Here is a 14,619-nt window from a genome sequence, read left to right as displayed (position 1 = left end):
TTGTATTCTACTCCATATTTTCGTTCAACCTTACTCTACTGTAACGGACTTTGCCAGATTTCTGGGTTTATCAACGTCGCAGCCTTTTCCGATTGCCACATAATATCCGAACAGCTGTAATGGTATAATCGCCAGGGAATTGGTAAAATACCGATTTGTTTTTGGTATATAAATCACATAATCTGCTGTCTTTTCCACTTCATGATTTCCCACATTTGTAACGGCAAGTACAAAGGCACCCCGGGTACGGACCTCTTCAATATTACTGATCATTTTTTTATATAGGCTTTCCTGTGTCAGCACAGCTGCCACTAAAGTACCGTCCTCGATCAGCGATATGGTACCATGCTTTAATTCACCGGCCGCATAGGCTTCCGAGTGGATATAGGATATCTCCTTTAATTTCAGGGAACCCTCCATGGATATCGCGTAATCAATCCCTCTTCCGATAAAAAAGACATCCCGTGCTGCTATATAGCGGTTCGCAAAATGCTGGATTTTTTCTTTATTGTTCAGAAGCATCTCGATCTGATCCGGCAGCTGTTTCAGATCTTGTATCATTTCTTCTAACTCTTCGTCGGATACAGTTGCGCGCACCTGCGCAAACTTCAGTGCCAGAAGATACTGGGCGATCAGCTGCGTGCTGTAAGCCTTCGTCGTGGCCACAGCGATCTCAGGCCCGGCCCAGGTATACATCACATGGTCGGCCTCCCGGGCGATAGAGCTTCCCACTACATTGACAATTCCCAATACCGGTACCCCGTGGGCTTTGGCTTCCCGCAGCGCTGCCAGGGAATCCGCGGTCTCGCCGGACTGGCTTACAATAATCACCAGCGTATTAGGCTCAAAAATCGGATCCCTGTATCGGAACTCGCTGGCCAGATCCACTTCCACCGGAATGCGCGCCAGCCCTTCAAAAACATATTTATTCGTCATACCACTGTGAAAGGCAGAACCACAGGCGATAATATAGATCTTACGGATCGCCCGGATCTCCTCGTCGGACATGCCCAGTTCCTCGATCACGATCCGGTTCCCTTTGATTCTGGGACTTAAGGTATCACCCACCGCTTTCGGCTGCTCATACATCTCTTTTAACATGAAATGTTCATATCCGCCCTTTTCCGCAGCGCTGACATCCCAGGCTATCGTCTGGAATTCCTTGGTGATCTCTTCCTCATCCACATTGTAAAAATGCATTTCATTCCCGGTCAGCTTAACGATCTCTTCATTTTCTATGAAGCAGACCTCCCTGGTGTATTTCAGGACAGCCGGCACGTCGGAGGCGATTAAATTACCGCTCTGGGCTTTCCCTACGATCAGAGGGCTGTCTTTACGTACCGCATACATTTCACCGGGATGTTTCTCAAAGAGAATTCCCAGCGCGTAAGACCCTTCCACCCGATGCATCACTTTGATGATCGTGGAGACAGGCTCTCCGGTATAGTAATAGTCCAGAAGATGCGCCAACACTTCCGTGTCCGTCTCGGACTGGAATTCATAGCCTTTGCTCTCCAGTTTCCTGCGCAGTTTCAGATAATTCTCGATAATTCCGTTGTGCACAACCACGATTGACTGGTCCTTATTGCAATGGGGATGGGCATTAGTATCACTGGGTGCCCCATGGGTAGCCCATCTGGTATGTCCGATGCCGATAAAACCCGGGAGTTCCTTCCCGTCATGGGTCAGCTCGCTCAGTACCTTCAGTCTCCCCGCCGCTTTCGCCATATTAATCTTTTCTCCGTCGAAAACCGCAATACCGGCTGAATCATATCCCCGGTATTCCAATTTTGCCAGGCCGTCCAGCAGGATCGGAGCCGCCTGCTCATCTCCGGTGTAACCAACTATTCCGCACATAGTTTCATTCCTCCTCTAAAGCCGATTTTCCATAATGCCGTAACGATTCTTAGTAAATCTATTCCTGTAAAAGCCCCAACATACCTTTCTCCATCTTCATCATTTCCAGTATGCTTTATTCATGGTAAACAGATGAATGATACATTTCGGCAGTTTCTCATATTTTCTCCCGAACCGGTATCCCATAAATTTAAAACCGCTTTGCACAATCAGATACACGATCAGCCATGGTTTGTGAATGCGCCACAGGTATCCGGCTGTCTGTCTGACCAAACGGATCCCTTCTGATTCGGAACGTACACCCGCGAATATCTCCGGATACTGCTGCTGTGACACAGCCAGATCAAAATTCCGCTTAAACTGCGTCAGACAACCATAGTTGTGGGAATGTACCACAAGCGCCCGGGAAGCATAGCTGATCGCATAACCAGACCGGACCAGCGTACCTGCATAGATCATATCTTCGTTGAATATCGTTTTCTTCACAAAACCGCCCAGTTGAAAATATGTGCTCCTGCGGTATGCGGCACACACATTGGAACAGAAAAATGTCTTGATACCCAGCTCATCCAGATCTGCAATCGTCTTTTTCCGGTCCTCTTCCGGATAGTTAAACTGTCTGGTATATTTCTCTATCTCACTGCAATGTTTATCCGGAAGCTGCCTTGCGTAAGCGGCCGCCACCTGCTCATCCGCAAACGGCTCCGTCAGCCGTTCCAGCAGATATTCATCAACCGGCACCGCATCCTGGGTCATAAATACCATAATGTCCGCGTCAGATCTGTGAGCGGCCAGATTCCTGGTCCCTCCGTGATCAAAATCCTTTTTCGGGACATGATATACCTGAACCCCGTCTATGCCCTCGCACAATCCGGGATCCCACCATGACTCCTCCGTATTCACAATAATAATATGGGAAATTGAGATACTCTGCCTGCCGAGCATAAACAGCAATCTTCGAAATTTTTCATCCGGCTTGTAAGTCGGTATTATTACATCTACTTTCATAGTGATAATTCTAGCAAACTTCTCCCTTTTTGTCCACTTGATTTGTTCTATAGAATTTTATTGAATGCTGTTGAACCGCATCATCCCTGCGAAACCGATAAAAGGGAGCCTGTATGGCCCCCTTTGGTCGATTGATTCCTTATATTTACGGTGAATCCACGCTTCTATTCTTCTGCTCCCGCTTCACTCTGTCCGGAACCGGAACTCTTCGTCGGTGTTTTACCTGTTTTCTTAATCAGGTAATCATTGATATTCTGTACCTCTTTGGAGGGTGTGTAGTTCTCCCCGTCAAAAAGGAATTCATGCAGGGTTTTATCATTTTCAGTCAAACCATTTGCAAATACTACGGACATTTTGCCCACCGGGCCGGTACTGTGATCGCTGGGGAACCCTGCAGTTTCACCGATACTGTAAGCGGTCGCATCACCTGCCATAGCGATGATCTCTGAATAGGTCAAACTGGTCTTAATCATAGGAAATACATGATCAACTATTTTAGAGAGCGTTCCGATGCTGGCTTTCTTCGCTTTTTCCGCTACCAGAGTTAAAACCAGACGCTGGCGTTCGGTACGTTTGAAATCATCACCCGCGGTATAACGGATTCTGGCATATGAAGTTGCCTGTACACCATCCAGAGTCTGCAGTCCAGGTGAAGTTATTTTATTGGTTTTTACCCCTGTTTCTTCGGATACACTCACCGTGTAGTTGTTCAGATGGATAATCTCGTCTTCCTGAATGTCAACGTCAATACCGCCCAGGTCATCGATCACAGCTACCAGGGCCGCCCAATCGATAGTCACATAATCCTCGATCTGTAAATCCAGATTCAGATTCAGCATATCAACCGCCTGTTTTGGTCCGCCTGTATAATACGCCTGATTCGCTTTGTGATAAGTATCTTTGCCATCTGCCTGATTCAAATAGGTGTCACGGTATACGGATACCAGTTTTACTTCTTTCGTTTTGTTGTTAATACTGGCCACCATGATCGTATCACTGTGGCTGCCTTTGTCCAAATTCCCGCTTTCTCTAGAATCCAGGCCAAACAGCGCGATGTTGGTATAGCCATCCAGGGTCTCCTGAACTTGTTCCGTCAATTCATTTTTTTGAGTTTCTTCGCCTTTAAAATCCTTGTCCTGCTGTATTTTATCCAGCTTGGACACGACAAACAGAACGGCCAGCAATATAAGTAAAACTAATATTTCTATTACAAGGAGGATCCTCCTCCGTCTTCTTCTTGCCTTTTTGCTTCCCTTGCGTTTTGGTGATGCTTTTGTAGTCTTTGCCATTATTTAGTAACCATTCCTTCCCTGCGCGGCTCAATACGCATTTTTGTTTACAAATCCCCTGAATATCGTCAGAAACAGTATTTTGATATCCAGGCCCACTGTCCAGTTTTCTATATAATATAAATCATATTCAATTCGTTTCCGAATCGAAGTGTTACCTCGATAGCCATGGATCTGCGCCCATCCGGTCATTCCCGGCCGGACCTGGTGCTTGACCATATAGCGGGGAATCTCTTCCCGGAATTTTTCCACAAAAAACGGACGCTCCGGCCGGGGTCCGACCAGACTCATATCTCCTTTTAATACATTGAATAGCTGCGGCAGCTCATCAATACTGAGTTTCCGGATCACCCGGCCGACCTTAGTCACCCGTGGATCGTTCTGCACTGTCCAGCAGCCTTTTTCTTCGTTGGGCTTTTGAACTTCCATGGAACGGAATTTATACATGTGAAAATTTTTATTATGAAGGCCGACTCTCTCCTGGGTAAAAACAAGAGGTCCTGGGGAAGTCACCTTGATGGCGATGATCGTAAACAGCATGACCGGTGAAAACACGATAATGGCCAGTATCGAACCAGCCAAATCCATGGCTCTTTTCACCATCATATTAAACGTGTTCGTAAGCGGCACGTGACGGATATTGACCACCGGAAGCCCCAGCAGGTCTTCCGTATAGGGTTTGGTCGGAATAATATTATTGTAATCCGGTATAAACTTCGTATGCACACCGGACTTTTCACACAGACCCACGATCCTCTCCAGTTTGGAATATTCATCCAGCCCCAGAGTGATCGCAATCTCGTCCAATTTATTTTCGGGAAGAATCACTAACAGATTATCGATTCTTCCTATTACTTTTACCCCTTTGTACATGGTGCCGCGTTCCACATTGTCATCCAGAATGCCCCGGACTACATAACCCCACTGGGGATTGGATTTGATGCGGTCAATGTATTCCTCTGCCGCCCGGCTGTATCCCACCAGCAAAATGTGGCGAAGATTAAAGCCTTTTTTGCGGATCTTGCGAAGCCCTACCCGGATCAGGTTCCTGACCACCGACTCCACCACGATGTTGATAAAATAAAACGTGATAATGACGGACCGGGCGAAATCCATCTGCTTATTAAAATACAAAATCATGACAAGCAGAAAAAGACCGATCGTATTGGCCTTCACTATATTGCCAAATTCCAGCCGCCGGCCCTGTACCCGCTTGGACGTATACAGATTAAACGCAAAATACAGCAGCAAATATCCCGGTACCAATACTAACAGAACCGCAAAATACTGGCTCGGCGGCAGGTATTCTCCGGGATGTCCGAAAAGCATAAGGCCAAGCGCCGTTTTAAAGCGGATTAACCACGTCAGTGAGTAGCATCCGGCCACAACCAACGCATCGACCAATACATGTAATCTATTGAAATACTTCTGATTATCCTTAATCAATGGTTATCACCCATTCTCAAAAGGCAGTATTTTCCTTCTGCCAACTTGCCGTAACTCATATAATACAATAATTTTCCCAAAAGGGCAAGTATTAAAACATTTAGTAGCTACTTTTGACCAAATCTCTTCGAATTTTCCTATATATTTAGCCCTTCAGCCAAAAGGGGGTTATTTCCGACCGATATCTTTATCATATACTTCTTTCAAATCTTCACTGATCTTCAGCACTTCCGCGGAAGGGGTATAGCTCTCGCCTTCAAACAAATATTCATGCAGCTGTTTATCATTCTGCGCCAGATCATCTACCAGCACACAGGACATTTTGCCAACATAGGCATCCGGATTCTTGTCAAATGGAAAACCCGTGGTATCCGCAATGCTGTATGCACCTGCATCTTTGGCCATACCGATGATTTCATCCTTGTCCAGACTTGTCTTGATCATCGGAAACACTTTATTTACTATGGACAAAATAGTGGACAGGTTTGCGGATTGGGCTTTTTCCGTGATCTTGGATATCAATAACCGCTGCCGTTCCGTCCGTTTAAAATCACTTCCGGCGGTATAGCGGACTCTGACATAGGCGGAGGCCTGTACTCCATCCAGCGTCTGCAGGCCCGGCTCCAGTATCTCCTGGGTGCGCTTTCCTGTCACATCTGAAACATCGATGATATAGTTATTCATATGGAAGATTTCATCCTCCTCCACATTGATATCCACACCGCCCAGGGCATCCACGACCGCTACTATTGCATCATATTGGATCGCCACATAGTCTTCTATATCCAGGTCCAGATTCTTGTTCAGCATGTCTACCGCCTGCTTTGCGCCGCCTCGGAAATAGGCGTTGTTAGCTTTGTGGTATTTCCCGCTGTCTTTGGCATCTGCCTGGTTCAGATAGGTGTCCCGGTATACGGAAACCAGTTTCACCTGTTTCGTCTTGTTGTCAATACTGGCCACGATGATCGAGTCACTGTGGGTACCTTTATCCTTGTTTCCCTTGCCATCTTCATCGTCCAGACCGAAAACGGCAATATTCGTGTAGCCTTCCATCACCTCTTGGACTTCAGCCGGAACCTGGTTGATCTGTACCTCGTTGGATTTGAAATCTTTGTCTTTTTGTAGTTTGTCCAGTTTGGAATTCACATACAGGGCGCCGGACAGCAGAACCAGGGTAATGCCAGCAACTACTGTTAGGGCTATGCGGTATTTATGGAATCTTCCTCTTTTGTAAGCTTTTTGATTTTTACGGTCAATGGGATTTATACCGTCTTCTGGGTTGGTTTGAAAATCGGACATGTTCCTATAGTTCTCCTTTGTACTTTTATTTGCAGCTTTTCAAAGGGCAGTTACGATGTCAATCTTCTGACAATATTTACCCACAGTTCTATCTGGATTTTAACATAGTTCGGGATATTTTTCCAATAAAATCGCACTTTTTGACCCTTCAGGCACATAGAAAGCCCATTTTTTATGCCGATCAGATATTCTTTCCCCATTTTTTTTGAGGTGAAAAATGCTGTTTTCACCAGATAGCCCAGAATTAAAAGCGGCAGATTCAGCAACAGCTGTAGTAAGGGCATATTCTTGTAAGCCAGATAGACACTATTTCTGGCGGCATAGCGCACTTTGAATTCATTATACCTGGAGCCGGTTGTTGCGCTTCCTATATGATATACGACCGCGCTTGGCTGGTACTGGTTGCGAAAGCCCATGATTCGTGCCCGATAGCCGATATCCACGTCCTCCAGATAGGCAAAGTGGGCTTCGTCAAAGAGTCCAACTCTTTCGAATAGATCTCTTCTGTATATGGCTGCTCCGGCGCAGGCAGCAAAGATACTTTCCGGCCGGTTGAATTTGGCCGCGGTTTTTCCTTTTCCTCTTGCAAAAGCCCAGCCAAGTGCGCAGTACAGATTCCCAGCATCGTCAATGATGTCCCGGCGGTGGAAGCAGAGCATTTTAGCAGCACAGGAAAAAATGTCCGGGGACTGTTCCATAGTCTTCAGCAGTACCGCCGCAAAATCCGGCGCAGCTTCCGTATCATTGTTTAACAGAATTACATAGTCTGTGTCTGACGCCTGGATTCCTTCATTCACCGCACGGCAGAAGCCGTAGTTGTCATCCAGTTCGATGAGGCGTGTTTGCGGATAGTTTTCCTGTATAAATGTCTGGCTGCCGTCTGTGGAGCCGTTGTCGACGACGATTACGGCTATGTCCCGTAAGGTTTGATGGTATACGGCACGCAGGCAGGTGTCCAGATAGGTTTTTCCGTTGTAATTTGGTATCACGATCGATACTTTTTTCATGTTTGTTCCTCGCTTTTCAACCTGCTTTGACTTATGCATGTTTACTTCTGTTACGTTTTATTCCTCTATGTCTCATTCTGCTATCTTTTATTTTAATACATGCATATGGCGTGAAAACCACGAGATATCCGGCAGACCTGATTCTCTCACACAGAAGGTTGACATCCTTCTGTGTCTGCAAGTCCTGGGGACTGACTCCCAGTTGATCTAAAAGTTCCAATTTTACGGCAAAACAATCACAGGACACCGAGTCAACACAGCGCTGTAAATTAGCACGGTGCATGTAGCCGGAAAAGTGCTTTTTCAAGCCGTTGTATTCGGGTTCATAGGTTCCGTCTGACGTCCGTCGCAGGCCGGCTTGTTTGATGCGGCCATTTGGGTATAAAGTCTTGCCTCCGACAATTCCTACATCTGGACGCATGCAGTTTGATATTAGTTCCTGTTTTACCTCTTTTAAAATCAACGGCGGATTTGCTGCATTTTCACTTATGTGAAGGCAGCAATGATCAGAATCGTGTGTTATCTTGATCCGGTACTGTACACGATAAAACCCCAGATGTGGTGTATGCGATACAATAGCCTCTATATTGTTTCTAATCAAATGGCTTTCCAGTGCTCTTTTCCCAGCTTCATAGGCATAGCGCTTACTCTGAGGATTTGCCGCTGTAGACTCAGCATGGGAACGCCAGTGATAGAGAATTCTGGGTATATGATGGATATGCTGTGCCAATTCGACACATCGGAAGATAAAATCATAATCCTGAGCGCCGTCATAATCAGGCCTGAAATAACCGGCCCGGATAGCCAGCTCCCTTTTTACCGCAAGAAAATGACAAATATAATTGTTTGTACGCAACAGTTCCGGGTTATAATCTGGTTTGTAATGTGGATTAAAGTATGCCCGAAGATCAGCGGAAACTTTATCTTCATCCGAGTACATCATATCTGTGGCCGGATTAGACTCCACTGCAATAGCCATTTCATATAAAGCATCTGGTGTCAGTAAGTCGTCATGATCCAGTAAGGCTACGTAGGTACCGGTTGCCATCTCAAATGCGGCGTTGGTGTTTCCTGAGATACCGTTGTTTTCCTGAAGATGCCGATAATGAATCCTTGGGTCCTGGTATTCAGACAATATGGTTGCTACGCTGTCATCCGGACTGCCATCAGCAATACACAGTTCCAGGTACGGATACGTCTGATTCAATACGGATTCCACCATCTGCTGCAGGAATGTGGGGTTGGTGCAGTAGGTGGGAACAATGATACTGAATGTAATCGGATTAATAAAAATATGGCGGCGCTGAGCCTCCAGTTGGGCCGCCTCTGGCAGATGGTCCGCCAACCAACTGGAATAGTTACGTTCGGCAGACTGCTGTGATAATTGTTCTGATACTTTGGCTAAGGCTGCGGTTATTCCGTTTCGTTTGAAGTAGTGCCAGGTTTTTTTTATATTTTGGATCATTAGGTGTTCCTCTTATTTCATACTAACTCATCATCTGTGACAAAGTCATATTGATCAAGACTTATAATTCATGTTTTTGAATGGTCTTCGATAAATAATTTTCTTGTAATGAAATTGTAGACCATGACCACGGCTGTCGCAACAATTTTAGCTATCATATAATAGATGGACAGAAGATCCACCTGTATATACATCAGTAGCTGATTTAGCCCCAAACCAACGACGCTGAGGCATACGAATATAATAAATTCCTTGCTTTTATTGGCATCTTTCTTGCGCTTGAAAACAAGGGTGACACTGAGTATATAGTTTACAATAACCGATATGGTAAAGGATATACCACTGGAGATCAAATAATTAATTCCTGCCAGTTCAGTCAGGGCAATCATGATTGCGTAGTCGATCAGGAATGCGATAGCACCGACTATTCCAAAACGGATTAATTGGATGAATAAATTTTTCATTTGTTTACTCCTTGAGGGTGTCATTCTAAAAAATACTTTTATATATATTTATCATGATAACATTATTTAGATAACATCGCTCTATTTCATAAAAATTTCCCTGCCTTTTATTGGCAAGGAAGTTGTGCTTACCTTTATTCTTTTATTGATCGTATTAAATTTGAAATCTTGCCGTTAAAGGGGTTACATTAATACTTTATTTGGGTATCAGTATAGCATTCCTTTTAACTAATTTCAATAGCAGGCTTTCCTTCGTATTGTTTGGTATCATTTATAATAGCATACTAAGCCCTTAATTCAGATTTTTCGTGGATTTCTTTCGTACTGCTTATATCTAATCATCAATACTACTTTTGACTTTCAATTTCTAAAGGAATCTCTTGTGGAAATTCATCAGGAGCGCTTTCTCATAGAAGAAAAATATAATTCCTCAATCTTCAATCATGAATATCGAGGAATTATATACGAAAAAGTAAACTTACCAAGAATAATATGGATCGACTCCACTATTATTTTTGCTCTACTCTAACTTCAGTGAATAATCCGAGTAATCCAAACTAAAATTTTTATTATAATAGGGGTCACCTGCTTCTAGTTCCTGTTTCCATTTATCCCGAAATCTGGCAGTCTCTTCATTATATCGCTCTGCTTTGGCTTTATCATCTTCCAGACCTCTGGATTTTGATTCATAGTGATACAGCTCCGCAAAAGGTGTGAAAACATTTAAATAACCTTTTTTACGGATTTTCAAGCAGAAATCCACATCATTTAAAGCAACCGCAAAGGATTCGTCCAAACCGCCTACCTCATCATAGATACTCCTGCTGACGAATAAGCATGCTCCCGTTACTGCGGTTACATTTTGTGCATAACACAGCCTCCCCATGTAACCAAGATTTTGTTTCGGTTCTTTGTAATGGGTATGGCCGGCTGCCCGGTGTGCTCCCAGACCGATTACGATACCTGCATGCTGTATGGTATTGTCTGAGTAATAGAGTTTACATCCAACTGCACCAACATCCGGGCGCTGTGCATACATCAGCAGTTCTTCGATCCATTCCCGTGTGATTACTTTAACATCATTGTTCAGGAACAGCAGGTACTCGCCTTTGGCAAATGTAACTCCGAAATTATTGATCGCAGAATAGTTGAAACTCCCTTCATAAGTAACTACCCGGATCTGAGGATGCTTTTTGATCACCTCATAATAATCGAATATCTCTGGTTCTGCACTGTTGTTTTCAATCACGATAATTTCAAAGTTTTGATAGGTAGATTTATTTATGATCGAGTCAATACAACGTGACAAATCCTCTTTATGGTCTTTATTTGGTATCAGGATTGAGATCAGAGGTTCCGCAGTCAGTTTATATTTCAGCCGAAAAATCGTCGGAAACGCCCTTGTGCTCTCAATCTTCGCCTCCAAACCACATTGCTTAAGATGATCCTGCACTGCCCGCTTAGCGGCATCTATAGCATAGGTTTTTGCATTTATATCGGACGCTACAGAATTCTTGTGTGAACGCCAATAATATAGTATTTTCGGTATATGTTGCACATTTTTTGCTGCAGTTGTCAGACGCAAAATCAGATCATGGTCCTGACTGCCATCATAGGCGCTGCGGAACAGACCGGTTTTGTCCAGTAGTTTTACATCAAACACAGAGAAATGGCATATATAATTATTCGCACGCAGCGTATCAATCGAATAATCCGGTTTGAAATGAAGAACTATCATGTTATTGATATTTTTCCCTTCAAACGTTGCTTCATCTGTGTAAACATAGTCTGCATTCTTGTCACAGATGACTTTTACCACCTCATATAATACGGAGGGATGTAATATATCGTCATGATCGAAAAGACCAATAAAATTCCCGGTGGCTAATTCCAGGCATACGTTGGTATTCCCTGAGATACCCAAATTTTCTGTAATCTTTTTGTATTTGATCCTGGTATCCTTTTGATACTCCCGGCATATTTCACCCACATATTCATGAGCGTCATCACTGCCATCCGCAAGACATAATTCCCAATTTTGGTAGGTCTGCCATAAAACAGAATCTATCATTTCGCGCAGGAAATTTTCAGGAGTGTTATACAAAGGAACTAATATACTTATTTTAACATCTTTCGGAAACTTTTCTTTTCGTTGTCGCTGCACTTCTTCTGGACCAGGAAAACTTTTCGTACCGTGAATGCGGGATGCAGCCTTCTTCTCCCGCATTTTACTGCGGATTTTGCGCAGTATCCCCCTTACGTTGCCGTAACGGCGCAGACGATCACGGGTACGTTCATATACATGCAGGGCGCCTCGGAAAGGTTTGGAAAGTCTCCAGACAAAACTGCCTTTTATTCGGTCGAGATGAAATTTTAGTTCTTCTATTTCTTTTTCGGATTCTTCAAGCTGGGATTCTAAATCTTCTACTTTTTTTTGTTCTGATTCGTAGAGGGATTTGTAATATTCGAGAAGCTCCTCTGCCGGCTGCACTTTTTTCATATCTGGTACCTTTCATGTTTACTTATAGATAAATGTTAATTTTGTATTATTCATTCTATAAGCATTCGTATTCTTTATTGTATAAATCAATCTTATTAGATTAAATTCTACTTAATTTAAATATTTCATAATAATAGAATTGAAGTAGTCTAAGCCCTTCATTTACTGTTGTGTAATATTTTGTTTGGATTTATAATCGTATCCGTTTCTGCTAATAATACCTGTCTCGAAAATTTAGCCTTAGCAATTAAGTTTATTCTATATTTTGCATTCACTTCAAGGCAGTTATAAGGAATCCTGCTGACAAACCCTGACAAAGCTATTTTTTTCTCATTTGGAAACTGTTTAACTACATCGTCTCTGTATCTTGGAAACAATGAACATAAAATATTATGATCCATCTTATTATTTAAAAGTAGTATATTTCTTTTAAAAGCACTGTTATCAGCACCCATTACAAATGTCCATCCTTCCAGAAGAATACATTCATCCAAATATTGAATATTTTCAATTACACATTTAAAACATGAATTATACCATTCAGGCTTAAGCTGCCGATTAAACTTCCTATATTTAGCAAAGGATTGCCTTTCTTCAAAATTGTAAATAAAATTAGGCTCATATAATGTTTTATGGTCTACGAGATTCGTATTATAAAAAGGATCATGATTATAAAACATAGAGTGTTTTGAATATAACTTTTCTCTTTCACATTTTAGTTCCAACATTTTTTTATTATCTAAAGTATCATCACCTCTGCTTAACGATTCATGATGATACAATACAACATCTGTACGAACTATATTATAGTATCCCATTTCATATAGCGAAAAGCATAGCTCCACATCATTATATCTTATCCTTAAATTTTCATCAAAACCTCCCACACGATTGTATTTTTTTCTTTCCAGCATTAAACACGCCCCTGTTACAGCTAAATAATTATATTCTAAATAATTTCGACCAAAATAATAGTTCTTGTCGTCCTGTAACAAAGATAATTTATGAGCCGGGCCTATCTTTAAATTTGTAACTCCTACGTGTTGAATTATATTTGTATTCGGATAAAGTAATTTTGCACCAACTGCACCTACATATGGCAAACTCGCATGTCCCACCAACAACTCAATCCAATTTTCATTTATAACTTCAATATCATCGTTTAAAAACAGAAGGAACTCACCGTCTGTGCTTTTAGCACCTATATTACACATTTTTGAATAATTAAAATCTATAGGATAATATAGATACTTTGCCTCATACTTCTCGCATAATAAATGATATTCTATCTTATTATTACTACTACTGCCATTATCGATTACTATTATATCAAAGTTTTTATATGATGTATATTGCCTAATACTTTTAAGACATTGATTTATTATACCCGGATTATCTTTTGATGGAATAATAATACTTACTTTAGGAAAATTAGGATTTTTATATTGAATACGGTAAATACCGGTGTTGGGCTCCCGGGTTACGTCTCCATTATAATTTCTCCGTTTTAATGTTCTTTCCTTTATTTCCTTTATTTCTTTTCCATCACCAACAGGCTCCTCATAGGGTTTACTAAACAAGACCTTATCGATATGACCAATCTCATTAATATGCTCTGTTAGTATTAGTAATAATTCATATAAATTTACATAGGGATCACGATCGAATTCAAATTTACAGTTATGCAGCAAAGCTTTTCTTACGACTAAAAATTTCCCAAAATACTGAAATGATAAAAACGTGTCTGGAGACCAATCTGGTTTAAAAAAAGGAAAACCTCTTTTATCCGTATCGTCTAATATACTGTCCTCATCACAATAAATAATATCTACATCCGGATGAGTACTAATATAGTCTGCAAAACATTGTAAATTGTTGGGTTGTAATAAGATGGTATCATCTGTCAAAACAATATATTCTCCAAGCAGCTGACTCCAATCACCCTCGAAATTCTGAAAGTATTGAATTTCCTTAAAGCGATATACCTGATCCCTAAGAGCTCTCCAAAACATCTCAGCTTGTTTCTCATTAGCATTTTTATTATATACTACTATGGAAAAACTTGTCGGATTCTTTATCCGACATTTTTTATAAGGATCTTCTCTATTTGCATTTCTCCAGGCTAAATATAAATCTTTCTGTTTACAAACTTCGTCTGCATAACTAAGATTCCATAAAAAGCTTCTAAGACCATTTTTTCTCAAGACTTCGATATTATCTTCAGAAAATATTCTACTTAGATATAATTTGATATTTTCAAATTGATATTTAAACATATTATACA

At 42.0% G+C, this 14,619-nt stretch carries 10 protein-coding genes; all 10 read right to left on the bottom strand.

Going from position 1 to position 14,619, the window contains the following annotated elements; translation table 11 throughout:
- Positions 1–30: 30 nt before the first annotated feature.
- Positions 31–1,857, bottom strand: a complete 1,827-nt coding sequence (gene glmS, locus KTH90_RS01320) for a glutamine--fructose-6-phosphate transaminase (isomerizing) (RefSeq protein WP_158351735.1) — start codon at positions 1,855–1,857, stop codon at positions 31–33.
- 99 nt (positions 1,858–1,956) lie between these two features.
- Positions 1,957–2,865 (bottom strand): glycosyltransferase, encoded by a 909-nt coding sequence (locus tag KTH90_RS01315; RefSeq protein ID WP_158351733.1) that lies wholly within the window; start codon positions 2,863–2,865, stop codon positions 1,957–1,959.
- Positions 2,866–3,029: 164 nt separating this feature from the next.
- Complete coding sequence (locus KTH90_RS01310) at positions 3,030–4,154, bottom strand: LCP family protein (protein ID WP_158351731.1); 1,125 nt, start codon at positions 4,152–4,154, stop codon at positions 3,030–3,032.
- A 30-nt stretch (positions 4,155–4,184) separates the two neighbouring features.
- Positions 4,185–5,600, bottom strand: coding sequence for an undecaprenyl-phosphate glucose phosphotransferase (locus KTH90_RS01305; protein ID WP_158351729.1), 1,416 nt, complete (start codon positions 5,598–5,600; stop codon positions 4,185–4,187).
- A gap of 168 nt (positions 5,601–5,768) precedes the next feature.
- Positions 5,769–6,899 (bottom strand): LCP family protein, encoded by a 1,131-nt coding sequence (locus KTH90_RS01300; RefSeq protein ID WP_238726136.1) that lies wholly within the window; start codon positions 6,897–6,899, stop codon positions 5,769–5,771.
- 50 nt (positions 6,900–6,949) lie between these two features.
- Entirely contained in the window at positions 6,950–7,906 is a 957-nt protein-coding gene (locus KTH90_RS01295; protein WP_238726135.1) for a glycosyltransferase family 2 protein, read from the bottom strand.
- Between the two features lie 31 nt (positions 7,907–7,937).
- On the bottom strand, positions 7,938–9,371 hold the full coding sequence (locus tag KTH90_RS01290) for a glycosyltransferase family 2 protein (protein WP_238726134.1): 1,434 nt from the start codon (positions 9,369–9,371) through the stop codon (positions 7,938–7,940).
- 68 nt (positions 9,372–9,439) lie between these two features.
- Positions 9,440–9,835, bottom strand: a complete 396-nt coding sequence (locus KTH90_RS01285; RefSeq protein ID WP_238726133.1) for a GtrA family protein — start codon at positions 9,833–9,835, stop codon at positions 9,440–9,442.
- 520 nt (positions 9,836–10,355) lie between these two features.
- Positions 10,356–12,335, bottom strand: coding sequence for a glycosyltransferase family 2 protein (locus KTH90_RS01280; protein ID WP_158351719.1), 1,980 nt, complete (start codon positions 12,333–12,335; stop codon positions 10,356–10,358).
- 158 nt (positions 12,336–12,493) lie between these two features.
- Complete coding sequence (locus KTH90_RS01275) at positions 12,494–14,611, bottom strand: glycosyltransferase family 2 protein (RefSeq protein ID WP_238726132.1); 2,118 nt, start codon at positions 14,609–14,611, stop codon at positions 12,494–12,496.
- Positions 14,612–14,619: the final 8 nt, after the last annotated feature.

The sequence above is a fragment of the Diplocloster modestus genome, assembly GCF_019042245.1.
Lineage (GTDB): Bacteria > Bacillota > Clostridia > Lachnospirales > Lachnospiraceae > Diplocloster > Diplocloster modestus.
This window is presented reverse-complemented; position numbering and strand designations above follow the sequence as displayed.

Coding starts and splice junctions, on each gene's coding strand:
- glmS (WP_158351735.1), bottom strand. CDS start 1,857: ATGTGCGGAATAGTTGGTTACACCGGAGATGAGCAGGCGGCTCCGATC.
- KTH90_RS01310 (WP_158351731.1), bottom strand. CDS start 4,154: ATGGCAAAGACTACAAAAGCATCACCAAAACGCAAGGGAAGCAAAAAG.
- KTH90_RS01290 (WP_238726134.1), bottom strand. CDS start 9,371: ATGATCCAAAATATAAAAAAAACCTGGCACTACTTCAAACGAAACGGA.
- KTH90_RS01285 (WP_238726133.1), bottom strand. CDS start 9,835: ATGAAAAATTTATTCATCCAATTAATCCGTTTTGGAATAGTCGGTGCT.
- KTH90_RS01295 (WP_238726135.1), bottom strand. CDS start 7,906: ATGAAAAAAGTATCGATCGTGATACCAAATTACAACGGAAAAACCTAT.
- KTH90_RS01275 (WP_238726132.1), bottom strand. CDS start 14,611: ATGTTTAAATATCAATTTGAAAATATCAAATTATATCTAAGTAGAATA.
- KTH90_RS01315 (WP_158351733.1), bottom strand. CDS start 2,865: ATGAAAGTAGATGTAATAATACCGACTTACAAGCCGGATGAAAAATTT.
- KTH90_RS01280 (WP_158351719.1), bottom strand. CDS start 12,335: ATGAAAAAAGTGCAGCCGGCAGAGGAGCTTCTCGAATATTACAAATCC.
- KTH90_RS01300 (WP_238726136.1), bottom strand. CDS start 6,899: ATGTCCGATTTTCAAACCAACCCAGAAGACGGTATAAATCCCATTGAC.